Origin of the sequence: Agrobacterium sp. ES01 (genome assembly GCF_050320885.1) — a bacterium.
Classification (GTDB): domain Bacteria; phylum Pseudomonadota; class Alphaproteobacteria; order Rhizobiales; family Rhizobiaceae; genus Allorhizobium.
On record NZ_JBNQTH010000002.1, the window covers coordinates 93,344 to 118,886 of the forward strand.

Genomic DNA, 25,543 nt, shown 5'->3' on the forward strand with positions numbered 1-25,543 from the left:
CGGTCAGCCCTTGGCCTTGAAACCGTAGAGCCAGTCGAGATCCGCGGCCAGGCTCTCCGGCTTGCGCAGGGAAAGCACCACATCACGCCCGATCCTGAACGGGCCTCGGGCGTGATAGGCAAATTTGTTGAAGGCGCCGCGGTCGCGCACCTTGGCCGTGCGCGCGCTCCGCTCAGCCTCGAAACTCGCCAGTGCCTGGGGCAGGGGCGTCCCGGCGACCTTGCCGGCCAGCACGAAGGCATCTTCGATTGCCATTGCCGCGCCTTGAGCGGCAAAGGGCATCATCGCATGGGCCGCATCCCCGATCAGCACCGTGTCCCGACCATTATGCCAGCGCCCTTTGCCGGCCTGAAACAAGGGCCAGAAATTCGGCTGGTTCGCTTTTTCCAGCATGTCGACAATGGCATCGTGCCAGCGATGGAAGTGTCTGAGCATCATGCGCTTCTGCGCAGCTGTTCCAGTCGTACCCCAGGTCTCTCCGGGGCTGTTGCCAGCCGTGATTGCCACCACGTTGAAGCCGCCGATCTCGCGCAAGGGATAGCTCACAAGATGCGAGTTTGGCCCGAGAAACGCCGTCACATTGTTACGGTCGAGAAAATCGGGAGCGGACTCGTCCGGTATCGTGAAGCGCCACGCGACATTCCCGGAAAACGACGTCTCCGGCGCATCGGGCACCCGTGAACGGGTCCGCGACCAGACACCGTCTGCGCCGACAATCAGGTCGGGTGCGCGGCCCGTCAGCGTGCCGATTGACTGAGGCGTTGTGTCTTCCAGTCGATGTCCGAGATGGAGGTGACACGAAGAAGATGCGTGCAGAACGGCCGTCAACAGCGCTTGCTGCAAGGTTGAGCGATGCAGGACGCCATAGGGCGCCCCCCAGCGTTCAAGGGCAAATTGGCCGGCAGGCACAAAGGCCAGCGGGCGAAGACTTGTGCCGCTTGCCAGGCCGATCCGGGATGGCTTTTGCCAATGGTTCTCGAGTTCGGGCAAGACCCCCAATCTGTCGAGAATATAGGTGGCATTGGGTGACATCTGCAGTCCGGCACCCACATCGGTGAGCTGCGGTGCCTGCTCGATGATGTCTGTGCGGATGCCGAGACGCGCAAAGGAGAGCGCTGCCGTCAGGCCGGCAATGCCGGCTCCGACGATGGCGACAGAATGAATGGACATGAACTTACCCGCCCCGACGGGACCGGGATCAGGCGGCCTTGGCGTGGAATGTGCATCCGGGTGGATTGGTCTGTTCCGGCTTCAGCGATGCGTTGAAGCGGTAGAGCGTCGAGCAATAGGAGCAGACCCGCTCGGTGTCGTGTCCCATATCGATGAAGATATGCGGATGATCGAACGGCGTGGACGCGCCGGTGCACATGAATTCCTTCACGCCGATCTCGATAACGCGGTGACCACCGTCGTTCTGGAAATGGGGAATGCTATGATGTCCCGCCATGTCTGTCTCCAATGCAATGCGATTTGCGCCGCACATTATCCGGCTTCTGCGCAAATGTGTAGAGGCCGCCGTGACGGAAACCCATGGAAAAACTGTCGCAGCAGGGCTTGATCCGTGTGGCCTCTCCAATATTGTCGCCGGCGACTTAAGGAAGACGCTTCATGAATCTCAATCTGCCTGCTTTTTCACTCTTTCATCACGACGGTTTGCAGCTCGCCTTTTTCGATGAAGGTGACAAGGCAGCCCCCGCCGTTCTGCTCATTCACGGTTTTGCCTCCACAGCCAATGTCAACTGGGTCAGTCCCGGCTGGCTGAAAACACTGTCGGAAGCCGGCTACCGCGTGATCGCCATCGACAATCGCGGCCATGGGGCGAGCGACAAGCCTCATGATTCTGAAGCCTATTATCCGCCGTTGATGGCCGAAGACGCCATCGCATTGCTGGATCATCTGGCCATCGAACAGGCCCATGTCATGGGCTATTCCATGGGCGCGCGCATCTCCGCCTTTGCGGCGCTTGCGCATCCCGACCGCATCCGTTCACTGGTGTTCGGTGGTCTGGGGATTGGCCTTGTCGAGGGTGTCGGCGATTGGGATCCGATTGCAGAGGCCTTGCTGGCGCCGTCCCTGTCGGAGGTTACCCATGCGCGCGGACGCATGTTCCGCGCCTTTGCGGAACAGACGCGCGCCGACCGCTATGCCCTTGCGGCCTGCATCCAGACCAATCGTGTTCTGGTGACGCGTGAACAGGTCTCGACAATATCGCTGCCCACCTTGATTGGCGTCGGCACCAAGGACGATATCGCCGGCTCGCCGCGGGACCTGGCAGACTTGATGCCCAATGCCCGCGTCATTGATATTCCCAACCGCGACCACATGCTGGCCGTCGGCGACAAGGTCTTCAAGAAAGCCGTTCTCGAATTCTATGCCGGGTTGGCAGATTAGCGGTCCCTCGCGCTATCTGCCGGTAAATGCAGGCGCGCGACGTTCGGCAAAGGCTGCGCGTCCCTCGCGGTAGTCGGCGCTGTCAAAGGTCGATGCTCCGGTGATCTGCGCTTCCGACAGAAGGGTCTGGTCGCCTTGCTCGAAAGCGCGAAGCGCAAGCTTGGACGCCTGAACCGAGAGCGGTGCGTTATTGGCAATCGTTTCGGCCAGCGTGAAGGCTGCTGCATCCAGTGCCTCAGCCGCGGTGACCTCCAGAAGAAATCCGTTTTGCAGCAGTTCTTTCGGCGACATCGCTGCGCCCGTGAACAAGGCTTTGCGTGCCCATTGCGACCCGAGCGCTGTCGCGAAATCGCGCACGGCGTCGGCAGGATAGGCAAGACCCAGACGCGCTGCTGGAACGGCAAAGGCAGCCGTCTCGTCGGCAATTCTGAGGTCGCAGGCTGCGGCGAGGCCAAATCCGCCGCCATAGCAGATGCCGCGGACGGCAGCGATCATCGGCACGCGCGCATCGCGAATGGCGGAAAACGCTCTCGAATTGGTCGCCTCGTAGACACCGGCGCTGGCTGCATCATGGCGCACGTCGGGAAATTCGGAAATATCCGCACCGGCGCTGAAATCGCTTTGCCCACCCCCTGTCAGCACGATGGCGCGAGCCTTTGCGTCTGCGACAAGCCATTGAATAGCATCGGGTATTGCGTGCCACATTGCCAGCGTCAGCGCGTTTTTGCGCGCGCCATTGTCGATGATCAGTGCCCCTGTCCCGTCGTGGACTGCCGCACGAATATGGCCGCCTGCGAAATCACTTGTTAGTTTCATTGACAACTGCCCATTCAGTTTGCATCTGCAATGCTCTATACAGGGAACGCCCGCAAGATACGAGGAGACCGGCGATGGCGGCTGAAAGCGAACGCGTTCGCAGCGAATACCTGAAGTCCATGGACCCGATCTGGGACACGCTCAAGCACGAGGCCAGTGCCGCAGCCGAGCATGACCCGATCCTGGCGGCCTTCCTCTATTCCACTGTGCTGAACCACAAGTCTCTGGAAGATTGCGTGATTTACCGCATCTGCGAACGTCTGGATCATGCCGATCTTCAGGCCGTGCTTTTGCGTCAGGCATTCGAGGACATGCTCAAGGACTGGCCGGAATGGGGCACAATCCTGCGCGTCGATATCCAGGCGGTCTATGATCGCGATCCCGCCTGCCTGCGTTTTCTCGAGCCTGTCCTATATTTCAAGGGCTTCCACGCCATACAGACCCACAGGCTCGCCCATTGGCTGCTGAGCAAGGGACGCAGGGATCTCTCTCTGTATCTGCAAAGCCGCGCGTCCAGCGTGTTCCAGACGGATATCAATCCGGCTGCGCGGATCGGCAAGGGCATCTTTCTCGACCACGCAACCGGTCTCGTCGTCGGTGAGACCGCGCGCATTGGCGACAACGTCTCGATCCTCCATGGTGTCACCCTGGGTGGCACCGGCAAGGAAGGTGCTGACCGTCATCCGAAGATCGGCGATGGCGTGTTGATCGGTGCAGGCGCCAAGGTTCTTGGCAACATAGAGGTGGGCGCATGCTCGCGCGTCGCTGCCGGTTCCGTCGTGTTGAAGTCCGTGCCGCCATGCACCACCGTTGCAGGTGTCCCGGCCAAGGTCGTGGGCGAGGCGGGTTGTGCAGAACCGTCGCGGTCCATGGATCAAATGCTTTCCGGTGACGTTTAAGCCTTTGCGGGTTTACAGCGCCGCCGGGTGCGTGCAACAAGCGGGCCTGATTTGCATATCGATGGAGAAACGCCTTGAAACCTGACGAAATCAAGAAGCTCGAAGCCTACTTCAAGCGCACCTTCAATCAGGCGATGGTCGTCAAGGCCCGCCCGCGCAAGGACGATTCTGCCGAAGTCTACATCGGCGACGAGTTTCTCGGCGTCGTCTTCCGCGATGACGAAGACGGTGATCTGTCCTTCAATTTCTCGATGGCGATCCTCGACGTCGATCTTTGAGATGCCAATTTGGCGCTAGTGACTGCACAATATTTTGATGTTGCAGCAATAATCGCTCCAAACGGTTCAAACAGGCCCGCAGCATAGGTTGCGGGCCTGTTTTTTTAACCGCAAATGCAACCTATGAGAGTTGTGCGATGCAGCATTTTTCTTGACGACGACCGCTGGATGTTATATGAGGCAATCCTGAATTCGAACTGAAACACATTGGGAAGGAATGCTGTCATGTTTAACTTTGATGAAGCGAGCAAGAAGAGCAAGGAAGCCATGGATACGGCGCTGAAGAACTATTCAGAAGTCGCCAAGGGCTTCCAGGCCATCGCTGGCGAGACCTCGGAATATTCCAAGAAGTCGTTTCAGGATATGGCGACATTCATGGAATCCCTGGCCGGCGTGAAGAGCCTCGAGGCAGCCTTCGAACTCCAGACCAGCTACATGAAGTCTTCCTATGAGAGCTTTGTTTCCGAAGCCGCCAAGGTCAGCGAAATGTATGCCGGTCTTGCAAAGACGGCCTACAAGCCGTTCGAAATGCCGATGGCCAAGGTTGTCAGCGAAAAGACAAAGGCTGCCGCCTGAACCAGCGCACCACCTGCCGACCGCGGCAGGTCCGATGTAATTTGTTCAACCGGCCGCGCCCAGCGTGGCCGGTTTTCTATTTTCAGCGCGAAAACCATTGATTTCCGGTGTTTTTGCACCTGCCCCCAAGCAATTCTAATTGCACTGTGACGGAAGGGGCTTAAAATCCGCCAATTGAGAACTAATTATGTGGACAGAAGAAATCGTCGTGGAATTTGCATCAAAAGATCGGAATGGCTGGACGTATGGGGACGAGACTGAGATGATTGCCGAGCCGGTCGTAATGCAGCAGCAAGGTGACGGTGACGGCGAGGGACCCGGACGTGGTACCTCGGTTATCACCCGAACCAAATCGAAGACCAAGCAGCCGAATTTGTATCGCGTTCTGCTGTTGAATGATGACTACACTCCGATGGAGTTTGTCATTCACGTACTAGAGCGGTTTTTCCAGAAGGACAGGGAAGCCGCAACCCGGGTAATGCTGCAAGTACACAATCACGGCGTGGGGGAATGTGGTGTCTTCACGTATGAAGTCGCCGAGACCAAGGTAAGCCAGGTAATGGATTTCGCCAGGCAGCACGAGCACCCGCTGCAATGCGTGATGGAAAAGAAATGAGGATCTGACCGTGCCAACATTTTCTCCCAGTTTAGAGAAGGCGCTGCATCAGGCACTGACTTTTGCCAACGAGCGGCATCATGAATATGCCACGCTCGAGCATTTGCTTCTCGCCCTGATAGATGACGCCGACGCGGCCGCGGTCATGGGCGCATGCAACGTCAATCTTGACGTCTTGCGCAAGACCGTCGGCGATTATGTCGACAACGAACTCGCCAACCTGGTGACAGGTTATGATGAGGATTCCAAACCCACATCCGGGTTCCAGCGGGTCATTCAGCGCGCTGTGATCCATGTTCAATCATCCGGCCGCGAGGAAGTGACCGGCGCAAACGTGCTCGTGGCAATCTTCGCCGAGCGCGAGAGCCATGCCGCCTATTTTCTGCAGGAGCAGGAAATGACGCGCTACGATGCCGTCAACTATATCTCCCACGGTATCGGCAAGCGCCCCGGTTCCGGTCCGGCCCGTACGCCGCGCGGTGCCGAAGAAGGCGAGGGCGAAGCGCGCCAGGCCCGCGACCAGCAGGAAGAGGGCGGCGCCAAGAAGCAGCAGGAAGCGCTGAAGGCCTATTGCGTCAATCTGAACGAAAAAGCCAAGACCGGCCGCATCGATCCTCTGATCGGGCGTCACGACGAGGTCAATCGCACCATTCAGGTTCTGTGCCGTCGTTCCAAGAACAACCCGCTTTACGTGGGGGATCCAGGCGTTGGCAAGACCGCGATTGCCGAAGGTCTGGCCAAGCGTATCGTCGAGGGCAAGGTGCCAGAGGCGCTGGCAGATGCCACGATCTTCTCGCTCGACATGGGCACGCTTCTGGCCGGCACCCGCTATCGCGGTGACTTCGAAGAACGCCTGAAGCAGGTCGTCAAGGAACTCGAGGATTATCCGGGAGCCGTGCTCTTCATCGATGAGATCCACACGGTCATCGGTGCAGGTGCAACCTCTGGCGGCGCCATGGATGCCTCCAATCTGTTGAAGCCTGCCTTGTCCTCCGGTGCGATCCGTTGCATCGGCTCGACCACCTACAAGGAATATCGCCAGTTCTTCGAAAAGGACCGCGCTCTGGTTCGCCGCTTCCAGAAGATAGACGTCAATGAGCCATCGGTTGACGATGCCATCGAAATCATGAAGGGGCTCAAGCCCTATTTCGAGGAATATCACAAGCTGCGCTATACCAATGACGCGATCAAGGCTGCCGTGGAACTGTCGGCCCGCTATATCTCTGACCGCAAGCTGCCGGACAAGGCGATCGACGTGATCGACGAGACCGGTGCGGCGCAGATGCTGCTGCCGGCATCCCGCCGTCGCAAGCTGATCACCGACAAGGAGATCGAAGTCACGATCGCCACAATGGCGCGCATTCCGGCCAAGACCGTATCCAAGGACGACGAGCAGGTGCTTGCCAATCTCGAGCAGGAGCTGCGCTCGGTGGTCTATGGTCAGGACAATGCAATCGAGGCCCTGTCGACCGCGATCAAGCTTGCCCGTGCGGGTCTGCGCGAGCCGAACAAGCCGATTGGTTCTTACGTCTTTTCCGGCCCCACCGGCGTCGGCAAGACCGAGGTCGCCAAGCAGCTTGCCTCGTCGCTTGGCGTTGAAATGCTGCGTTTCGACATGTCGGAATATATGGAACGTCACACGGTTTCACGGCTGCTGGGCGCACCTCCCGGCTATGTCGGCTTCGACCAGGGCGGTCTGTTGACCGACGGCGTCGACCAGCATCCGCATTGCGTGGTTCTGCTCGATGAAATCGAAAAGGCCCATCCCGACATCTACAACATTCTGTTGCAGGTGATGGACCATGGTTCGCTGACCGATCATAACGGCAAGAAGATCGACTTCCGCAATGTCATCTTGATCATGACGACCAATGCGGGCGCATCGGAAATGGCAAAGGCCGCCATTGGCTTTGGCTCCTCCAAGCGCAGCGGTGAAGATGAAGAGGCATTGAACCGCCTGTTCACGCCGGAATTCCGCAATCGCCTCGACGCGACGATCCCGTTTGCGCCGCTGCCGACAGAGGTCATTCATCAGGTCGTCCAGAAATTCGTCATGCAGTTGGAAGCCCAGCTGTCCGAGCGCAATATCACCTTCGATCTGTCTGAACAGGCAATCGGCTGGCTGGCAACGCGCGGCTACGACGAAAAGATGGGTGCCCGTCCGCTGTCTCGCGTGATCCAGGAATATATCAAGAAGCCCCTCGCCAACGAGATCCTGTTCGGCAAGCTCAAGAAGGGCGGCGTGGTCAAGGTCGGCGTCAAGAAAGACAAGGCCGGTGAAGATGTTCTGGACCTCGAATCGATTGCCGACACGGCGCGTGTAAAGCCCAAGCCTGAGGCTGAGCTCGAAGAGGTCGAAGCAGAAACGTCGAAGAAGAAGGCCCCGGCCAAGAAGGCCAGAAAGACAAAGGCCGCAGAGGCAAAAGCCTCTGATGCGCAAGCGTCCGAAGAGGCACCGGCTTCGGCAAAGCGGTCCTCGGTACCCAAGGTACCGAAGAAAAAGTAAGGGGCGCAGACCTTTGCATCATTTCAAGGAAGCCGGGCCATGTGTCCGGCTTCTTTGCATTTTGTGCTCCGGGATCAGGCGACGACGCTCGCGTGATGCCATTGCCGCATTGCCGGTTTTGGGTTAGCGAGTATGCATGAATTCAACGGATGATCCTCGCAGCGCTACCTACTGGTTCCTGACCGGCATGCGCGGCATTTTCAGCATGCCGGCGCTGATCCTGATGACGTCCTTCGTCGGCTTTGCCGCCTTCGCACTCGAATCGGGACTGACGCGTAGCGAGGCCATGTTCATGACCATCATGATCTGGGCATTGCCGGCCAAGATGATCCTGACGGGCATGCTGGCAAGCGGTGCCCATATCCTTGCCATCTTCGTTGCCGTGTCGCTGTCGTCCATCCGCATGATGCCCATGGTTGCCTCGCTGGTACCGGAGTTGAAGACGCCACGCACGCCTGTATGGCTGTTGCTGTTCCTGTCCCATTTCATCGCCATCACGGCATGGGTCTTTACCACCCAGACCATAGACCGGGTGCCCCGCGAACATCGGACCGCCTATTTCGGCGGCTTTGGCATGACACTGACGCTCACCAACACGCTGCTGGTGGGCATTTGCTACGGTCTGGTCGCAACATTTCCGCCGATGGTCGCCGGCGCGCTGTTCATGTTGACGCCGGTCTATTTCGTTGCCTCCATCTGGGCCACATCGCGCCAGCCGGTGCTGAAGCTGGCTTTCGTCATCGGTATCATGGGTGGTCCGCTCTTGGCGCTGGTGGCACCCGGTTTCGATGTTCTGGTGGCCGGCATCGGCGGCGGAACCCTGGCCTATGTGATCGACCGATTCCTGCTGTCTCCGCGCCGGGCGCAGAGCCTTGATAAGGGGCAGCGTTTGTGACCACAGGTGAATACGCAACCTATATCGTCATCATCGTCGCCGGCTGGCTGGCGACGGATATCTGGCGCTGGCTCGGGGTCGTGGCGGGCAATCGTCTGGACGAGCATTCCGAAACGCTCAAATGGGTGAGGGCGGTGGCCACCTCGCTGGTGATGGCCGTGACAGGCAAGCTCATCATCTATCCGGCCGGAAGTCTCGCCGACAGTCCGCTCTGGCTTCGACTGGCCGCGGCCGGTCTCGGCTTTGCCGCATTTCTGTTGAGTGGCCAGAAGGTCTTCGTTGGCGTCGTCGTGCCCATCGCCATTCTGGCGCTCGGGCTTTTCCTGCCCTGACATATCGTGCACAGGTGTGGGAGCGTGGGGCGCAGGCGCCAGAGCGAGCGCTTGACGGATCGTGATCGACGAACAGGCAGTCCGTCCTCCTCACGTCTTGCGGTATATTTGGAGTTTGCACCTGATGAACATAACCGTTGAAGCCCCCGATGATGCAGCCGAGCGCCGTGCCGTCAAGCCGGTCATCTGCTATCCGAATGAGACGCTGCCGCCGCCAGACATGGCTGTATTGAAGCGTGCCCGCGCAACAATGGTGAAGGTAGACGAGGTCATCGTACCACCTCGCGAAGGCGAAACCTTCGATGTGCCAAAGGGCCATTTCTTCCGCATCGTCAGCATCGACGGTCCGCAGGTCGGCGATCTCAACCTGTGGAACGCAAACGACCTCACCGAACGCTTCTTCAGCGGCAAGACGCGGGCGCTGCACGCAACCCATGTCACCGAAGGTCACAGACTGTGGAGTAACCTCCCCAATCTCCGCCCCATGGCGACGATTACCCATGATACGCTTGGCTGGTACGGTTTCGACCAATATGGCGGTGGCGTGCATGATGTCATCGGCACGCGCTGCGACCCCTATACGCACAGGCTTTTGTCAGGCGGCGACTATCACCACTGCTGCCACTCCAACCTGACGCGTGCACTGAGCAAGGCATCGGGGCTCAGCTTCCGCGACGCCGAGCCTCTGGTGCATGACGTCCTGAACGTTTTCATGTGCACCGGTTTCACCCGCGACACGCAGCAATATTTCATGAAGGCCAGTCCGGTTCGTCCCGGCGACTTCATCGAGTTCTTCGCCGAAATCGACCTTATGGGTGGTTTGTCGGCATGCCCTGGCGGTGATTGCAGCGTCGAACATTCCAGCGATACGGCTGCCTGCTATCCCTTGAAGGTCGAGATCTACAAGCCGGACATGACTGTATTGAAGGATTGGCCGTTCCCGAACCGCAGTGAATATCTGCCGCCGGAAACGTGATCAGCCGTCATCCTCGGGCTTGACTCGAGGATCTACAACCGTGGCCGATGCCAGTTGGGCCGTTCGGCTTAGTGCCGTGCATGGCGTCACACGGAAAAGCCGCAACTCACAGTGCCGCCTTGATCTTTTCTGCATTGGCCGTCAGCACCGCCATATCTTCCATGCCACCGGTATGTGGCTTCAATGTCTGGCCGTCGTGGCGTGGGATCACGTGGAAATGCAGGTGGAATACGGTCTGCCCGGCAGCCGGCTCGTTGAACTGGGCAACATAGACACCATCTGCCGCAAACGCCTGCTTGGCGGCAATCGCCAGCTTTTGCACCACCGGCATGGTCTTCGCCAGAACAGCCGGATCGGCATCGAGAAGATTGCGCGACGGCGCTTTCGGTATAACCAGAAGATGACCGGGTGCCTGCGGCATCACATCCATGAAGGCCAGCGTATGCTCGTCTTCATAGAGTTTCACCGAAGGGATCTCGCCCCGGATGATCTTGGCAAAGATATTGGTGTCGTCATAGGCGGAAGCAGTCATCGCGGGTCTCCTCGTAATTGTCGGTCATTAAGGGCCGGCTGGCGGCAAGATCAAGCACGCTACTCGTCGCACTCGGCTTGCCGCTGCAACTCGCCCTTTCGGAACGGGCTGTGTCCGGCCAGATATTCCCCGGTATATTCCACATCCCGGCGCTCGCGCTCCAGATAATCCGAAATGGCGTGTCTGAGGCCCGGATGGGAAATGTAGTGGGCGGAATGCGTGGTCACCGGCAGGTAGCCGCGTGCGAGCTTGTGCTCCCCTTGCGCGCCCGCCTCGACCCGTGCCAGCCCCTTGGACAGGGTAAAGTCGATCGCCTGGTGATAGCAGACCTCGAAATGCAGGAAGGGGTGATCTTCGATGCAACCCCAGTGGCGTCCGTAAAGCGCCTCTGATCCGATGAAGTTGATGGCGCCGGCGATATAGCGCCCCTCGCGTTTGGCCATCACCAGCAGCACGTCGTCTGCCATGCGCTCACCGATCAGCGAATAGAATTCCCGGGTCAGGTAAGGCCGGCCCCATTTGCGGCTGCCGGTATCCATGTAGAAGGCATAAAACTGATCCCAGATGTCTTCTGTCAGATCCGAACCGGTCAGCCAGTCGATCTCGATGCCGCCCTCCAGCGCGTGGCGTCTCTCCTTGCGCAGGTTCTTGCGCTTGGACGAGGAAAGCTCGGCCAGAAACGCCTCGTGATCGGCATAACCCTTGTTGATGAAGTGAAACTGCTGGTCGGTGCGGTGCAGGTAATCGAGCGTTTCGAATGCGGGCAGCTCGTCTTCCGGAAGAAAGGTAATATGCGCCGACGATACACCCAGCTGGTCTGCCACCTGTTTCAATCCGCCGGCCAATAGAAGCTGGATTTCCCCGGCCTCCTGTCCACGTGCCGGAAGAAGGCGGGGACCGGTCGCAGGCGTAAACGGGATCGAGCATTGCAGTTTGGGATAATAGCGCCCGCCGGCCCGCTCGAACGCATCCGCCCAGCCCTGGTCGAACACATATTCGCCGCGGCTGTGGCTTTTGAGATAGCAGGGGATCGCGCCGAGCAGTTCGCCTGCCTCGTTCTCCATCAGCAGATGATGTCCAAGCCAGCCCGTTTCGGGCGACGCCGATCCGGACTCTTCCAGCGCAGACAGAAAGGCGTGGCTCAGAAAGGGATGATAGCTGCCACCGCCCGGGATTTTCGCTGTGCCTTCAAGGCTTGCCCATTTGTCTGGTGCGATATCCTTGAAGGATGAAATTACCCGGATGGTGACATTTTGCATCATGCGATCGCTGCTTGTCCTTCTCGTGGGTCGAAACCCTCGAACGTCATTTGATCGGCATAAGTATAGGTCTTCACCCGCATGGTTTCATCCCTCACGGTCCATGTGATGACAGGAATTTTGCGTGCACGCTGCGCGGTGATGAAGCTGTTGGGAAGATGTGCAACGCTATAGGAGATGAAGTCGAGCCCCAGATGCATGGCCTCGTCATGGGAAAAGAAGGCTTCCGGCTTGACGCCTTCCGCAGTCAAACCGACCGGGTAGGGGCAATCGGCGGCCTTGAGATCCCTCAATATCCAGTGGTCGAAGCTCATCAGTGCCACATGACCCTGATACGTTTCAAGCACATCCAGCACGGCTTCCGGAAAACCATCATCATCGCCGGCGCGACCTTTTAACTCCAGCACCAGCGGCACCTTGCCCTTGGTCAGTTGAAGCAACTGTTTCAGCGTCGGAATACGGTCGGAGCTGCCGCCGATGGACAGAAGTCCGAGCTCCGCAGACGTCCGCTCGCGCACATCGCCGTTCAATCCACAAAGCCGTTGCAGTTTGTCGTCGTGAAAGACAACCGGCACGCCATCGGCTGCGATATGAAGATCGCATTCGATGGCAAATCCGGCCTCGATGGCGCGGGTAAAGCCGGACAGCGTATTTTCCCAGATCGTCTTGTTCATGTCGTGAAAGCCGCGATGGGCAATCGGTCGTTCGGTAAGCCAGGCGAGGTCGGACATATCAGGCAAACTCTATGATGGCGTCGATTTCGACGGTCGCGTTAAGGGGAAGCGAAGCCATGCCGACGGCCGCGCGCGCATGCTTGCCGGCGTCTCCAAGCACATTGGCAATCAGGTTCGACGCGCCGTTGATCACCAGATGCTGGTCGGTAAAGCCGGGGCCGGACGCGACAAAGCCGTTGAGCTTGATCACCCGCACGATCCGTGAAAGATCGCCGCCGAGTGCCGCCTTGGCCTGGGCGAGAATATTGATTGCGCAGAGTTCTGCAGCTCTTTGGCATGTGGCAAGGTCGATGTCGGTGCCGGCAAGACCTGTTGCTGCAAGCTTTCCGTTTTCCAGCGGCAACTGGCCGGAGACAAACAGAAGATTGCCGCTCATGGTGAAGGGCAGATAGTTGGCGGCGGGTGCGGCGGCATCGGGCAGGGCAATGCCCAGTTCCTTCAGCCGGCCAGCGATGGCTTCGGACATATTCGTCTCCCGGTTTTGTTTGATCTATCCCAAAGAATCCTGCATTCAGGCAGCAGGTGCCTCGTTTTCGCCGGGTGTGTTCTTATATCATCGGCGGCGAGTCCAACAGGAGCAATTGCATGTATCGTGCGGGCGTTATCGAAGTTTTCAGTGTTACGTTCGCAGCCGTGAGCCTGACCGTGGTCGGTGCCACATCGGCCATCGCCGGGGGCTTAATTCCCCATCGCGCCGTCTACGACATCGAGCTGAAGCAAGCAGACGAGCAATCCGGCATCGATGGCATGAACGGTCGCCTTGTCTATGAATTCGGCGGCGACAAATGCACCGGCTACACGACCAATTTTCGGTTCGTCACGCGCCTTGAAACCGGCGATCAGGTCCGGGTGACGGATCAGCAAAGCACCACATTCGAAAACCCGGATGCCGGTGAGTTTCGCTTCGACAGCAAATCCTTCACCGACGATCAGCTCGACAAGGAAGTCAGCGGCTTCGCGAGCGGCATCGAAAGCGGTATACGCATCGACCTCGACGAACCGGAAAGCCGCAGTGTGGATATCGCCAGCAGCCGCTTTCCGACAGAACATATGCTCGAAGTGATCGACAAGGCCCGCAAGGGCAAGTCGGTTGTGGAAGAGCGTATCTTCGATGGCTCGGAAGATGGCGATCAGAGCTATCTGACCACCACCTTTGTCGGCAATTCGCAAAAGCCCAAGGACAATGATCCCGAGATCGGCGCCGATAGCCCGCTTGCCAAGTCGCCCTACTGGCCAGTCTCGATCGCCTATTTCAATGATGGCGATAGCGGCGATCAACTGCCGGTCTATACCCAGTCCTTCAAGCTCTACGAAAATGGAATCACCCGCGACCTGACGCTGGATTATGGTGACTTCGTTTTGAGCGGCCATTTGAAGAAACTGGAGATATTGGGCGACGGCAAGTGCCAGTGAATGCTGGCCTCTGCATCACTTTTTTCGCCGCAAGCCTTGCTTTCCCCGCCAACTAGGGATATGGCCAGCCGCATTCCACACGTGTGACTTGGGATTGTCCGGGAGAAATCCGGATCGTTCCGCCGGTGGCGTCTCTGCATGGAGCGCTGTTTGTTGCACGGGGGTTAAACCGGAAACAGGAGACTACCAGGCATGTCATTGCCCGATTTCACCATGCGCCAGCTTCTTGAAGCAGGCATCCACTTTGGTCACCAGACACACCGCTGGAACCCAAAGATGAAGCCGTACATCTTCGGCGATCGCAACAACATCCACATCATCGATCTGGCACAGACCGTTCCAATGCTGTCGAAGGCCCTTCAGGTCGTTTCCGACACCGTTGCTCGTGGCGGCCGTGTTCTGTTCGTTGGTACCAAGCGCCAGGCATCCGAGATCATTGCTGACTCTGCCAAGCGTTCGGCCCAGTACTATGTCAACTCCCGCTGGCTCGGCGGCATGATGACCAACTGGAAGACCATCTCGAACTCGATCGCTCGCCTGCGAAAGCTTGACGAGATCCTCGCTGGCGAAGGCCAGGGCTTCACCAAGAAGGAGCGTCTGACGCTCGACCGCGAACGCGAAAAGCTTGAAAAGGCTCTTGGCGGTATCCGCGACATGGGTGGCGTTCCTGACCTGATGTTCATCATCGACACCAACAAGGAAAAGATCGCTATCGACGAAGCAAAGCGCCTGGGTATCCCGGTCGTTGCTGTCATCGACTCCAACTGCGATCCGGACCTGATCGACTACGCAATTCCAGGTAACGACGACGCATCGCGCGCCATCGCTCTTTATTGCGACCTGATTGCACGCGCTGCCATCGACGGTATCGCACGTCAGCAGGGTTCTGCTGGCCGCGACATCGGCGCTTCGGAAGAAGCTCCGGTCGAGCCGGAACTTTCGGAAGAAACCGGCGCCTGATTGGCCCGAAGGCGGGATCGCTGATCCCGCCCGTGTCTTCTTACAAGCATGTCTTCTTTCAGAAGCATGTCTTCGCACTGAAGATTGGCCGCCTGTCAGCAAATGCTGTTCGGCGGCCAGTTCCTTTCAAGGACCGCATATTCGCTTGAAGCGTGACATGCGTATCCAGGCGAGGGAGGCCCGGCCAGGGGCGCGTTTCATAACGCTGTCATGTTGCCGGTTCATGTCCTCCCACCAAACGAAGCGCCGGCCGCGAGTCCCGCTGCTGCGCAAGATAAACGATCAAGAGGCAAACAATGGCTGAAATCACTGCTGCAATGGTGAAGGAACTGCGCGAAAAGTCTGGCGCAGGCATGATGGATTGCAAGAAGGCCCTGACCGAGAACAATGGTGACATCGAAGCCGCCATCGACTGGCTGCGCGCCAAGGGCATTGCCAAGGCCGACAAGAAGTCTGGCCGTACGGCTGCTGAAGGTCTCATCGGTATCGCCAACGCCGGCCATAAGGCTGTTGTCGTTGAAGTGAACTCCGAGACCGACTTCGTTGCCCGTAACGATGCCTTCCAGGATCTCGTCCGCGGTATTGCAAGCGTTGCGCTGACCACCGACGGTTCCGTCGATGCGGTTGCTGCTGCGACCTATCCTGCAACCGGCAAGTCGGTTTCCGATTCGCTCAAGGATGCGATTGCCACCATCGGCGAGAATATGGCTCTGCGTCGCTCGGCCATGCTGGAAGTCGAGCACGGCGTTGTTGCCACCTATGTCCACAACGCTGCCGGCGACGGCATCGGCAAGCTCGGCGTACTCGTGGCACTGAAGTCCGAGGGCGACAAGGAAGTCCTGACCTCCATCGGACGTCAGGTTGCCATGCATATCGCTGCAACCAACCCGCTCGCCATCCGCTCTGAAGAAGTTGACGCTGCTGTCGCCGAGCGCGAACGCAATGTCTTCATCGAACAGTCGCGCGAATCCGGCAAGCCGGAGAACATCATCGAGAAGATGGTTGAAGGCCGCATGCGCAAGTTCTTCGAAGAAGTTGCGCTTCTCTCGCAGGCTTTTGTCGTCAACCCTGACGTTACCGTCGGTCAGGCCATCAAGGATGCTGAAAAGCTCGCTGGCGCCTCGATCGAAGTCACCGGCATGGCGCGTCTCCTGCTCGGCGAAGGCGTCGAGAAGGAAGAAAGCGACTTCGCAGCAGAAGTAGCTGCCGCCGCAAAGGGCTGATCAGGTCTTTACCCTTACAGGGAAAAGTCGAGGGCATCGCGTGACAACGCGGTGCCCTTCGTGTATCCGGCATTGAATTCATCCCCAGGAGCCAGCATGCCGTCCAAACCTCTCTACAAACGCGTTCTTCTGAAAGCCTCCGGTGAAGCCCTGATGGGCAGCCAGGGTTTTGGTATTGATGTGGCGGTTGCCGACCGTATCGCCGCAGACATCGCTGATGCGAGAAAAATGGGTGTGGAAGTTGGCGTCGTCGTGGGCGGTGGCAATATCTTCCGCGGCGTCGCAGTGGCCTCCAAGGGTGGCGACCGCGTGACGGGCGACCACATGGGCATGCTCGGAACCGTGATCAATGCGCTGGCGCTGGCAACCTCGCTGCGCAAGCTCGACGTCGATACCGTGGTCGTATCCGCCATCGCCATGCCGGAGATCTGCGAAAGCTTCTCTCAGCGCCGGTCACAGCATCATCTGTCCCAGGGACGCGTCGTGATCTTCGCGGGCGGTACCGGAAATCCCTTCTTCACCACCGATTCTGCTGCGGCTCTGCGCGCGGCTGAAATGGGTGCCGAGGCCATCTTCAAGGGAACGCAGGTCGATGGTATCTATTCCGCAGATCCGAAAAAGGATCCGAACGCGACTCGCTTCGACCACCTGACCCATTCGGAAGTCCTCGAAAAAGGCCTCGCGGTCATGGATGTGGCGGCCGTGGCGCTGGCGCGCGAAAACTCCATTCCGATCATCGTCTTCTCGATTCACGAGCGGGGCGGGTTCGGTGAGATTTTGTCCGGCGGTGGCCGGATGACAATTGTGACGGATAATTGAGCGGCCAACAGCAGCCGCCATCAAGTTGAGACGGGAGCAAATACGATGACCGAAGGTATTGATTTCAACGATCTGAAGCGCCGCATGGATGGCGCCATCAACGCTTTTCAGCAGGATATCGCCGCGCTTAGAACAGGCCGCGCCTCTGCCAATCTGCTCGACCCGGTGACGGTTGAAGCTTACGGTTCGCGTGTTCCTTTGAACCAGGTTGCCAACATGTCTGTGCCGGAACCGCGCATGTTGGCTGTCTCGGTTTGGGACAAGTCCATGGTCGGCGCTGTCGATCGCGCGATCCGCGAATCCAATCTCGGTTTGAACCCGATCGTCGACGGTCAGAACCTGCGCATTCCGCTGCCCGAGCTGAACGAAGAACGCCGCAAGTCTCTGGTCAAGATCGCCCATGACTATGCCGAAAAGGCCAAGGTGGCGATTCGCCACGTACGCCGCGATGGCATGGACGGCCTTAAAAAAGCCGAGAAAGATGGAGTTATCGGGCAAGACGAGAGCAGGGCGCAGTCGGATCGGGTGCAAAAGATGACCGACGACACGATTTCCGAGGTCGACCGCTTGCTCGCGGACAAGGAAAAGGAAATCATGCAGGTATGATGGAGGCCTCTGGTCTCGCGTCATAATTGCTCAAAGCGGATTGTCCATGTCGAATATTCAGCATCGCACGCGTCCCGAGCATGTTGCCATCATTATGGATGGCAACGGCCGCTGGGCGAATGCGAGAGGACTGCCTCGCACAATCGGTCACCGTAAGGGTGTTGAAGCTGTGCGCGAGACTGTGCGCGCAGCCGGTGAAGCGGGCATTTCCTATCTCACACTGTTTGCATTTTCTTCCGAGAACTGGCGTCGCCCGCAATCGGAGATCCATGATCTGTTTGGATTGCTGAAGGCCTTCGTGCGCCGCGATCTGGCCGAGCTGCATCGTGAAAATGTGTGTGTGCGCGTCATCGGCGACAAGGTCAATCTGCAGGAAGACTTGCGCGAATTGCTCAAGGAAGCCGAAGAGATGACCAAGGACAATACGGCTTTGACCTTGGTGATTGCCTTCAATTATGGCTCGCGCGACGAAATTGCGCGCGCCGCGGCAAGCCTTGCCCGCGACGTGGCGAAGGGGTTGCTGTCTCCCGAGGACATTACCCCCGAACGGATCAATGAGCGCCTGGATACCCATGGCATCCCCGATCCCGATCTCGTGCTGCGCACCAGCGGCGAGGAGCGGTTGTCGAATTTCCTGTTGTGGCAGGCAGCCTATTCCGAGCTGATGTTCGTGCCGGAATACTGGCCCGATTTCACCCGCGACGTCTTCTTCAGGGCGCTCGATGGCTATGCTGCCCGCGAAAGGCGCTTCGGCGGTCTGTCGCCAGCCGTCGCCGTCGCAGCGGGATCCTGACCCCGCCATGTCGCAAGAGCTCAAGCTTCGCATCTACTCCGGCATTGTCATGATGGCGGTCGTCATTTCGGCCACATGGCTCGGCGGCATATCCTTTCGGTTGCTTGCGACCCTGATCGGACTGCTGGTTTATTATGAGTGGTCGACCATCTGTCGCCTCTCCGAACGATCCATAAGGGGTCATGCCTTCGGCTGGCTTTCCATCGTGCTGGTGTCGGCAAACCTCTTGTTCGGCGATGATCTGCTGACCTTTCCCTTATTATGCGGTTTGACCATCACCGCACTGATTCCCGTTTTTCTGCGCAGATGGAGCGGCTGGCAGGCTGGCGGCATCTCTTATGCAGGCCTCAGCGCCATTTCGCTTGCCGCGATCCGCGGCGAAGACGCGCTTGGCTTTGCCGCCATGCTGTTCGTGTTCGTGGTGGTCTGGTCGACCGATATTCTTGCCTATTTCGTCGGTCGTGCGATTGGCGGTCCGAAACTGGCGCCATCGATTTCACCTGGCAAGACATGGTCGGGCGCCATTGGCGGGACGGTTGCCGGCATCCTCGGCGGTTCTGCCGTTGCACTCAGCTTTTTTCAGACAGTGGCCCCGTGGGTCATTGTGGTGTCGCTGCTTCTCTCCATATTCTCCCAGATAGGTGATCTGTTTGAATCCTTCATCAAGCGCCGGTTCGGCGTCAAGGATTCCAGCCACCTGATCCCGGGTCATGGCGGTGTCATGGATCGGGTTGACGGACTGGTGTTTGCGTGTTTTGCAGCATTCTTTCTGGCCATCCTCTACGCCTCCGTCGCCGGTGGAGTGGTCAATACCCTTGGCGGTTTCCTGTTCGGCCTTTAGCGGCGCGAAACGAAGAAAGGCTTTGAAGCCATGGAATTCATCATGACAGCCGGCCACTTTCTGATCGGCTACATATTGCCCTTCGTGATTGTCTTGTCGCTGCTCGTCTTTGTGCACGAGATGGGGCACTATCTCGTCGGACGTTGGTCGGGCATCCGTGCGCTGGCCTTCTCGGTCGGCTTCGGCCCGGAACTGATCGGTTTCAACGACCGCCATGGCACGCGCTGGAAGATCTCGCTCATTCCGCTGGGTGGCTATGTCAAATTCTTTGGCGATGCCGATGCATCAAGCCGTCCCGATGGCGATGATATGGCCGAGCTGACGCCGGAAGAACGGGCGCAGACCCTGTCTGGCGCCAAACTGTGGAAAAGAGCGGCAACAGTCGCTGCCGGTCCGATTGCCAATTTCCTGCTCGCCATTGTCATCTTTGCCTGCCTGTTCGGCTTCTACGGCAAGCCGGTGTCCGATCCCGTCGTCGCGGAAGTAAAGCCGCAAAGTGCAGCCGAGCGCGCCGGTGTCCTTCCCGGCGATTTGCTGCTGGCCCTCGATGGCGAAAAAGTCTCCACCTTTGACGATGTGCGACGCTATGTCAGCATGCGGCCTGACTTGCCGATTGATGTCACGCTCAAGCGTGGTGGCGAAACGATGAGCCTTTCCATGGTGCCGGAGCGCACTGAAATTACCGATCAGTTCGGTAACAAGATGGAAGTCGGGTTGATCGGAATTGTCACAAATCAGGACGCCGGCAATTTCCGGGTCGAGCAATTGTCACCGGTTCAGGCCGTGGGCGAGGGCTTCAGGCAGACCTGGAATGTCGTCACGGGTACCTATGACTACCTTGCGAATCTGGTGACAGGCCGGATGAATGCCGATCAGCTGGGTGGCCCTATTCGCGTGGCACAGGCATCGGGCCAGATGGCAACGCTTGGCATCGGTGCTGTGCTGCAACTGGCAGCAGTCCTTTCAGTTTCGATTGGACTTCTCAATCTGATGCCCGTTCCGGTACTCGACGGCGGCCATCTTGTGCTGTATGCGCTTGAAGCATTGCGAGGCAAGCCGGTGGGCGCGGGAGCGCAGGAGATCGCGTTCCGGATCGGTCTTGCGATGATTCTGTCGCTGATGGTCTTTGCCACCTGGAACGACATTTCGAGGCTGATTGGCTAGGGGGCTCCTTGCTATTTCAGATACGATTTGTTTACGATGTTTCAAAGTCGTAGTGGCCATTGAGACACGGAAACAAACGAAGTAAACAGAATTTAACCCCCACACTTGCTTGTAGGGTGAAACCGGGTAAAAACGACTGACGGGCCGGAGTCGGGGATTTATGACTGCGGGACAACGGGAAAAAGGTAAGAAGTACTCATGAAGGCTGGTTCAACATTTTTGAACGCGGTGTCGGCGGTTGCGCTGTCTGCAGGGATTGTTTCGTCGGGAGCCGGAATCGCCTTTCTTGCATCCGCTTCAGTTGCTGAAGCAGCTGTCATCAGGAGCATTGATGTTCGCGGCGCGCAGCGGGTTGGCGCTGATGCAGTCCGCTCCAACATAACGATCAAGCCCGGTCAAAGTTTCTCGAATTCTGACATCGATGAGTCGGTGAAGCGTCTCTACGCCACTGGCTTCTTCTCCGATGTCCGCATGTCCGTATCCGGCAGCACGCTCGTTGTGACTGTCAGTGAGAACGAACTGGTCAACCAGGTCGTGTTCAACGGCAACCGCAAGATCAAGGATGAAAAGCTTCAGGCGATCGTTCAGACGCGCGCGCTCGGTCCTTACAATCAGGGCCTTATCAACGCTGACATCGAACGTATCCGTGAAGCCTATTCCGCCATTGGCCGCAGCGATATCGAAGTGACGACTCAGGTTGTTCCGGTCGCTGAAGGTCGCGTCAATCTGGCTTTCGTCGTCAATGAAGGCGATCGCACCAAGATCACGCAGATCAATTTTGTCGGCAATAATGCCTATAGCGATAGCCGTCTCGCTTCCATCATCAGCACCAAGCGTTCCAATATGCTGTCCTTCCTGACCCGTAAGGATGTCTATAATGAGGACAAGCTGCGCGCTGATGAAGATGCGCTGCGCCAGTTCTATTACAACCACGGTTATGCCGACTTCCGCCTCGTGTCGTCCGACGTGTCGCTCGATTCCGATGGCAATGATTACACCATCACGATCACCGTCGATGAAGGTGAGCGCTACCGGTTCGGCGATATCTCGGTCGAATCGACCGTTGAAGGTGTGGATCCGGCTGAATTGCAGCGTCTGGTCGAGACCAAGACGGGCGCGACCTACGATGCCAGCGATGTTCAAAAGTCGATGGAAGCCATTTCGCGCCGCGTCTCGGCTGAAGGTTATCCCTTCGCCCGCATCGTGCCGCGCGGCAATCGCGATTTCTCCACCAATACCATCGGTGTGACCTATCTCGTCGATCAGGGCGAGCGCGCCTATGTCGAGCGGATCGAGATCCGGGGCAACACGCGTACCCGTGACTATGTCATTCGTCGCGAGTTCGATATCGCTGAAGGTGATGCTTTCAACCAGGAAGTCATCTCGCGCGCCAAGCGTCGTCTTGAAGCGCTCGGCTATTTCAGCGGCGTCAATATCTCGACTGCCCCTGGTAGTTCGCCGGACCGTGTTGTCGTGGTGGTCGATGTTCAGGACCAGCCGACAGGTTCCTTCGGCATCGGTGCAGGCTATTCAGCCGGTGGTGATGGTCTCGTTCTTGAAGCCTCGGTTGAGGAAAAGAACTTCCTGGGTCGCGGTCAGTTCATCCGTGTCGCCGTTGGTGGTGGCCTTGAAGACAGCAAGACCTACAACCTGTCCTTCACCGAGCCCTATTTCCTCGGCTATCGTCTGGCTACCGGCTTCGACCTGTTCAAGAGCTCGACCAGCAGCAATGACGACTACGATTACGAAGAACAGGGCGGCACTCTGCGTGTCACAGCGCCGATCACTGATGATCTGGCAACGACATTCCGCTACAATTACAAAGAGCTGAGCTACGACAGCAATGGATCGACGCCGTCCGATACCTATGCGGCACTGATCGCCGGTGGCGATTACACCCAGTCCAGCGTGTCTCAGTCGATTGTCTACAACACGGTCGATGACCGCGTGATGCCGCGCGAAGGTATCTATGCGAGCATTACCCATGAATATGCCGGTCTTGGTGGGGATTCCAATTTCTACAAGATCTACGGTAAGGCCCGTTACTTCCAGTCGCTGTCGGATGAGCTTGATATCATCGGCTCCGTTGCAGTCAGCGCAGGTTATGTCGCAGCGACCGACGGCAACTTGAATATCTACGATCAGTTTTCGATCGGCGGCAAGGAGATCCGTGGCTTCGAAACCGGTGGTATCGGTCCGCGCCTCACCAATGGCGATGCGCTGGGCGGCACGACCTATATGACAGCGTCTGCCGAGGCATCCTTCCCACTGCCGGTGATCCCGCAGGACTTCGGTCTGCGCGGTGCAGTCTTTGCTGACGCCGGTACGCTCTATGGGAACGACGTGTCGATCATCGGCACCGATGTGGCCGAAGGAACAGGTATGGATTGGCGTGCATCCGTAGGTGCAGGTATCGTTTGGAATTCGCCTTTCGGCCCGCTGCGCTTCGATTACGCGGTCCCGGTCGTCAAGCAGTCCTTCGACAAGGTCCAGAATTTCCGCTTCTCGATGGCAAACCAGTTCTAATTCTGGCGGACCGCACCGCAACACAATTCAAGTTCCGGGGCAGAGTTCGATGGAGCATAATATATTCTTCCCACCCCATGCAGGGGTGAGATTGGGTGCGTTGGCAACCCAACTGGATGCAGAGCTAGAGGATGCCGGCAATGACGGCATCCTTATTCGCTCCGTTTCGCCCATAGCGCGGGCGAAAGAGGGCGATGTTTGCTACATCCTGTCCAGATCCTCACGAGATGAACTGAAAACCTGCCGGGCATCTGCCATTCTGTGCAGGCCTGCGGTGCGCTCGGTGATTCCCGATCATATTCCGGTTTTGCTGTCGTCTAATCCGCATGTGGCATTCGCGCGCGCCGGGGCGATTTTTCACCCCGAAGCCATGCGACCGAAAGGCATTGCCGACGATCAGTCCGGTATCCAGCCCGGCGCCTATGTTCACCCGACTGCGAGACTGGAAGCCGGCGTCACCGTCGAGCCGACCGCCGTGATCGGCGCAGATGTGGAGATAGGCGAGGGCAGCCATATCGCCGCCGGTGCTATTATCGGACAATCGGTCAAAATCGGCCGGAACTGTTCGATTGCCTCCGGTGTTTCGATCCAGTGCGCGTTGATTGGAAATGACGTGATCATCTTCAACGGCGCCCGTATCGGTCAGGATGGATTCGGCTATGCGCCAAGTCCGACTGGGCTTTTGAAGATCGTTCAGGTCGGTCGTGTCATCATTCAGGACAAGGTCGAGATCGGCGCCAATACGACGATTGATCGCGGTACGATGGACGATACCGTGATCGGCGAGGGCACCAAGATCGACAATCTTGTGCAGATTGGTCACAACGTCCGGATCGGTCGCCATTGCGGCATTGTCAGTCAGGTTGGCATAGCCGGCAGCACCCGCATAGGCGACGGTGTCATGATCGGCGGCCATTCCGGCGTCAACGGTCATATCACCATCGGCGACGGGGCCCAGATCGGCGCGATGAGCGGTGTGATAGGAGATGTCGAGCCGGGTGCGCGTCTTGGTGGCGTACCGGCCAGACCCATGAAGGATTTTCTTCGCGACGTGGCAAACATCATGAGCCAGTCCGAGTCGCGGACAAAAGATAAGAGGAACGACAATGGCTGACGAAAAGAAGGAGAGCCTCGGCTCTGCCGATATCCTTGAAATCATGAAGCTTTTGCCGCACCGCTATCCGTTTCTGCTGGTCGACAAGATCGTGGATATCGATGGCGACAATTCTGCGGTCGGCATCAAGAACGTGACGGCGAACGAGCCACACTTTACCGGCCATTTTCCCGAATCTCCGATCATGCCGGGCGTGCTTTTGGTCGAAGGCATGGCACAGACGGCTGGCGCAATCTGCGCGCGTTTGCACGGTGAGGGCGGAAATCTCGTCTACTTCATGACGATCGACAATGCCCGCTTCCGCAAGCCCGTCGTTCCCGGCGATCGCGTGGAGTTCCACGTCTTGAAACAAAAGCAGCGCGGTAATATCTGGAAGTTCCACTGTGACGCAAAGGTCGACGGTGCATTGGTCGCGGAAGCCGATATCGGCGCCATGATCATGCGCAAGGAAAATCCATGAGTAAGATTGCTGCCAGCGCGCGCATCCATCCCCAGGCATTTGTCGAGGATGGTGCCGAGATTGGCGAGAATGTCTCCATTGGCCCGTTTTGTTACGTCGGTCCGAAGGTCGTTCTCGCAGATAATGTAGAATTGCTGTCCAATGCCGTCGTGTCCGGTCGAACCGACATCGGCAAAGGTACCCGTATTTTCCCCTGCGCCGTTATTGGCGGCGAACCGCAGAGCGTTCATCACAATGGTGAGGAAACCACGCTGTCGGTGGGTGAAAACTGCACCATGCGCGAAGGTGTCACCATGAATGCCGGCACCGTCGAGGGCGGTGGCAAGACGGTCGTTGGCAACAACAACCTGTTCCTGGCAAATTCGCACGTCGCCCATGACTGCCAGCTTGGCGACCATATTATCCTGTCGAATAATGTCATGCTGGCTGGCCACGTGACCATCGAAGATCGTGTGATCCTGGGTGGCGGTTCTGCCGTCCACCAGTTCACCCGTATCGGCAAACATGCCTTTGTCGGCGGCTTGTCAGCCGTCAGCTATGACCTCATTCCCTATGGCATGCTCAACGGCAATCCGGGTATTCTCGGCGGTCTGAACGTGGTCGGCATGACCCGCGCCGGTATCGAGCGTGCAACCATCCACCGCGTCCGCAAGGCCTTCAAGCAGATCTTCCGTGAGGAAGGCTCTATTCGTGCCAATGCCGCGGCGGTCCGCGACGAGTTTACCGATTGCAAGGAAGCAATAGAGATCTTCGACTTCATCGCGGTTGAAAGCGATCGGGCACTGTCTTCTCCCTTCCGGGGCAAGAGCTAGAA

General features: G+C 58.1%; 28 protein-coding genes. 21 read left to right on the top strand and 7 right to left on the bottom strand.

Features of this window, described 5'->3' with window-relative positions; translation table 11 throughout:
* Positions 1–3: 3 nt before the first annotated feature.
* Positions 4–1,170 (bottom strand): FAD-dependent monooxygenase, encoded by a 1,167-nt coding sequence (locus ACQQ2Q_RS08280; RefSeq protein WP_428186588.1) that lies wholly within the window; start codon positions 1,168–1,170, stop codon positions 4–6.
* Positions 1,171–1,198: 28 nt separating this feature from the next.
* Entirely contained in the window at positions 1,199–1,447 is a 249-nt protein-coding gene (locus ACQQ2Q_RS08285) for a zinc-finger domain-containing protein (RefSeq protein ID WP_428186589.1), read from the bottom strand.
* A gap of 161 nt (positions 1,448–1,608) precedes the next feature.
* Here ACQQ2Q_RS08285 and ACQQ2Q_RS08290 point away from each other — a divergent pair, with 161 nt between their 5' ends.
* Positions 1,609–2,391: an alpha/beta fold hydrolase gene (locus ACQQ2Q_RS08290; RefSeq protein ID WP_428186590.1), complete on the top strand. Its 783-nt coding sequence runs from the start codon at positions 1,609–1,611 to the stop codon at positions 2,389–2,391.
* 12 nt (positions 2,392–2,403) lie between these two features.
* Here the strand turns inward: ACQQ2Q_RS08290 and ACQQ2Q_RS08295 are convergent, their stop codons facing one another.
* The gene (locus ACQQ2Q_RS08295) at positions 2,404–3,207 is read right to left on the bottom strand and encodes an enoyl-CoA hydratase-related protein (RefSeq protein ID WP_428186591.1); all 804 of its coding nucleotides are present in this window, start codon (positions 3,205–3,207) and stop codon (positions 2,404–2,406) included.
* 74 nt (positions 3,208–3,281) lie between these two features.
* On the opposite strand from ACQQ2Q_RS08295, the gene cysE reads away from it, so the two are divergent.
* From cysE to ACQQ2Q_RS08335, 8 genes are all read left to right on the top strand, one after another.
* Entirely contained in the window at positions 3,282–4,106 is an 825-nt protein-coding gene (gene cysE / locus ACQQ2Q_RS08300; protein WP_428186592.1) for a serine O-acetyltransferase, read from the top strand.
* A gap of 74 nt (positions 4,107–4,180) precedes the next feature.
* Entirely contained in the window at positions 4,181–4,384 is a 204-nt protein-coding gene (locus ACQQ2Q_RS08305) for a DUF3126 family protein (protein ID WP_428186593.1), read from the top strand.
* 225 nt (positions 4,385–4,609) lie between these two features.
* Positions 4,610–4,960, top strand: coding sequence for a phasin family protein (locus ACQQ2Q_RS08310; protein ID WP_428186594.1), 351 nt, complete (start codon positions 4,610–4,612; stop codon positions 4,958–4,960).
* Between the two features lie 262 nt (positions 4,961–5,222).
* Complete coding sequence (gene clpS, locus ACQQ2Q_RS08315; protein WP_428186788.1) at positions 5,223–5,576, top strand: ATP-dependent Clp protease adapter ClpS; 354 nt, start codon at positions 5,223–5,225, stop codon at positions 5,574–5,576.
* Positions 5,577–5,586: 10 nt separating this feature from the next.
* Complete coding sequence (gene clpA / locus ACQQ2Q_RS08320; RefSeq protein ID WP_428186595.1) at positions 5,587–8,082, top strand: ATP-dependent Clp protease ATP-binding subunit ClpA; 2,496 nt, start codon at positions 5,587–5,589, stop codon at positions 8,080–8,082.
* Positions 8,083–8,218: 136 nt separating this feature from the next.
* Positions 8,219–8,977: an AzlC family ABC transporter permease gene (locus ACQQ2Q_RS08325; RefSeq protein WP_428186596.1), complete on the top strand. Its 759-nt coding sequence runs from the start codon at positions 8,219–8,221 to the stop codon at positions 8,975–8,977.
* Positions 8,974–9,309 carry an AzlD domain-containing protein gene (locus ACQQ2Q_RS08330; protein WP_428186597.1) on the top strand — a complete coding sequence of 112 codons (336 nt, stop codon included), beginning with the start codon at positions 8,974–8,976 and terminating at the stop codon, positions 9,307–9,309. The genes ACQQ2Q_RS08325 and ACQQ2Q_RS08330 overlap by 4 nt, the downstream gene beginning before the upstream one ends.
* A 124-nt stretch (positions 9,310–9,433) precedes the next feature.
* Positions 9,434–10,285 (top strand): urea carboxylase-associated family protein, encoded by an 852-nt coding sequence (locus tag ACQQ2Q_RS08335; protein ID WP_428186598.1) that lies wholly within the window; start codon positions 9,434–9,436, stop codon positions 10,283–10,285.
* 106 nt (positions 10,286–10,391) lie between these two features.
* On the opposite strand, the gene ACQQ2Q_RS08340 is transcribed toward ACQQ2Q_RS08335, so the two are convergent.
* From ACQQ2Q_RS08340 to ACQQ2Q_RS08355, 4 genes are read right to left on the bottom strand one after another with little or no spacing between them, the layout of a single operon-like run.
* The gene (locus ACQQ2Q_RS08340; RefSeq protein WP_428186599.1) at positions 10,392–10,817 is read right to left on the bottom strand and encodes an HIT family protein; all 426 of its coding nucleotides are present in this window, start codon (positions 10,815–10,817) and stop codon (positions 10,392–10,394) included.
* 59 nt (positions 10,818–10,876) lie between these two features.
* Positions 10,877–12,079 carry a GNAT family N-acetyltransferase gene (locus ACQQ2Q_RS08345; RefSeq protein ID WP_428186600.1) on the bottom strand — a complete coding sequence of 401 codons (1,203 nt, stop codon included), beginning with the start codon at positions 12,077–12,079 and terminating at the stop codon, positions 10,877–10,879.
* On the bottom strand, positions 12,076–12,807 hold the full coding sequence (locus tag ACQQ2Q_RS08350) for a glycerophosphodiester phosphodiesterase (RefSeq protein WP_428186601.1): 732 nt from the start codon (positions 12,805–12,807) through the stop codon (positions 12,076–12,078). The genes ACQQ2Q_RS08345 and ACQQ2Q_RS08350 overlap by 4 nt, the downstream gene beginning before the upstream one ends.
* Position 12,808: 1 nt before the next feature.
* Positions 12,809–13,276 carry a RidA family protein gene (locus ACQQ2Q_RS08355; RefSeq protein ID WP_428186602.1) on the bottom strand — a complete coding sequence of 156 codons (468 nt, stop codon included), beginning with the start codon at positions 13,274–13,276 and terminating at the stop codon, positions 12,809–12,811.
* Between the two features lie 119 nt (positions 13,277–13,395).
* Here ACQQ2Q_RS08355 and ACQQ2Q_RS08360 point away from each other — a divergent pair, with 119 nt between their 5' ends.
* From ACQQ2Q_RS08360 to lpxA, 12 genes are all read left to right on the top strand, one after another.
* Positions 13,396–14,223, top strand: a complete 828-nt coding sequence (locus ACQQ2Q_RS08360) for a cell envelope integrity EipB family protein (protein ID WP_428186603.1) — start codon at positions 13,396–13,398, stop codon at positions 14,221–14,223.
* A gap of 192 nt (positions 14,224–14,415) precedes the next feature.
* On the top strand, positions 14,416–15,183 hold the full coding sequence (gene rpsB, locus ACQQ2Q_RS08365) for a 30S ribosomal protein S2 (protein WP_428186604.1): 768 nt from the start codon (positions 14,416–14,418) through the stop codon (positions 15,181–15,183).
* A gap of 296 nt (positions 15,184–15,479) precedes the next feature.
* Positions 15,480–16,406: a translation elongation factor Ts gene (gene tsf, locus ACQQ2Q_RS08370; RefSeq protein ID WP_428186605.1), complete on the top strand. Its 927-nt coding sequence runs from the start codon at positions 15,480–15,482 to the stop codon at positions 16,404–16,406.
* Positions 16,407–16,502: 96 nt separating this feature from the next.
* Positions 16,503–17,225: a UMP kinase gene (pyrH, locus tag ACQQ2Q_RS08375; protein ID WP_428186606.1), complete on the top strand. Its 723-nt coding sequence runs from the start codon at positions 16,503–16,505 to the stop codon at positions 17,223–17,225.
* A gap of 45 nt (positions 17,226–17,270) precedes the next feature.
* The gene (gene frr, locus ACQQ2Q_RS08380; protein ID WP_428186607.1) at positions 17,271–17,831 is read left to right on the top strand and encodes a ribosome recycling factor; all 561 of its coding nucleotides are present in this window, start codon (positions 17,271–17,273) and stop codon (positions 17,829–17,831) included.
* Positions 17,832–17,877: 46 nt separating this feature from the next.
* Positions 17,878–18,624, top strand: a complete 747-nt coding sequence (locus ACQQ2Q_RS08385; protein ID WP_428186608.1) for an isoprenyl transferase — start codon at positions 17,878–17,880, stop codon at positions 18,622–18,624.
* A 7-nt stretch (positions 18,625–18,631) separates the two neighbouring features.
* Positions 18,632–19,465, top strand: coding sequence for a phosphatidate cytidylyltransferase (locus tag ACQQ2Q_RS08390; protein ID WP_428186609.1), 834 nt, complete (start codon positions 18,632–18,634; stop codon positions 19,463–19,465).
* A gap of 42 nt (positions 19,466–19,507) precedes the next feature.
* The gene (gene rseP / locus ACQQ2Q_RS08395) at positions 19,508–20,629 is read left to right on the top strand and encodes an RIP metalloprotease RseP (protein WP_428186789.1); all 1,122 of its coding nucleotides are present in this window, start codon (positions 19,508–19,510) and stop codon (positions 20,627–20,629) included.
* Positions 20,630–20,827: 198 nt separating this feature from the next.
* Entirely contained in the window at positions 20,828–23,155 is a 2,328-nt protein-coding gene (gene bamA, locus ACQQ2Q_RS08400; protein WP_428186610.1) for an outer membrane protein assembly factor BamA, read from the top strand.
* A gap of 49 nt (positions 23,156–23,204) precedes the next feature.
* A complete protein-coding gene (gene lpxD, locus ACQQ2Q_RS08405) occupies positions 23,205–24,269 on the top strand; it encodes a UDP-3-O-(3-hydroxymyristoyl)glucosamine N-acyltransferase (RefSeq protein WP_428186611.1) in 1,065 nt (354 codons plus the stop codon).
* Positions 24,262–24,729 carry a 3-hydroxyacyl-ACP dehydratase FabZ gene (gene fabZ / locus ACQQ2Q_RS08410; RefSeq protein WP_428186612.1) on the top strand — a complete coding sequence of 156 codons (468 nt, stop codon included), beginning with the start codon at positions 24,262–24,264 and terminating at the stop codon, positions 24,727–24,729. The genes lpxD and fabZ overlap by 8 nt, the downstream gene beginning before the upstream one ends.
* Complete coding sequence (gene lpxA, locus ACQQ2Q_RS08415; protein ID WP_428186613.1) at positions 24,726–25,541, top strand: acyl-ACP--UDP-N-acetylglucosamine O-acyltransferase; 816 nt, start codon at positions 24,726–24,728, stop codon at positions 25,539–25,541. Before fabZ ends, lpxA begins: the two co-directional genes overlap by 4 nt.
* Positions 25,542–25,543: the final 2 nt, after the last annotated feature.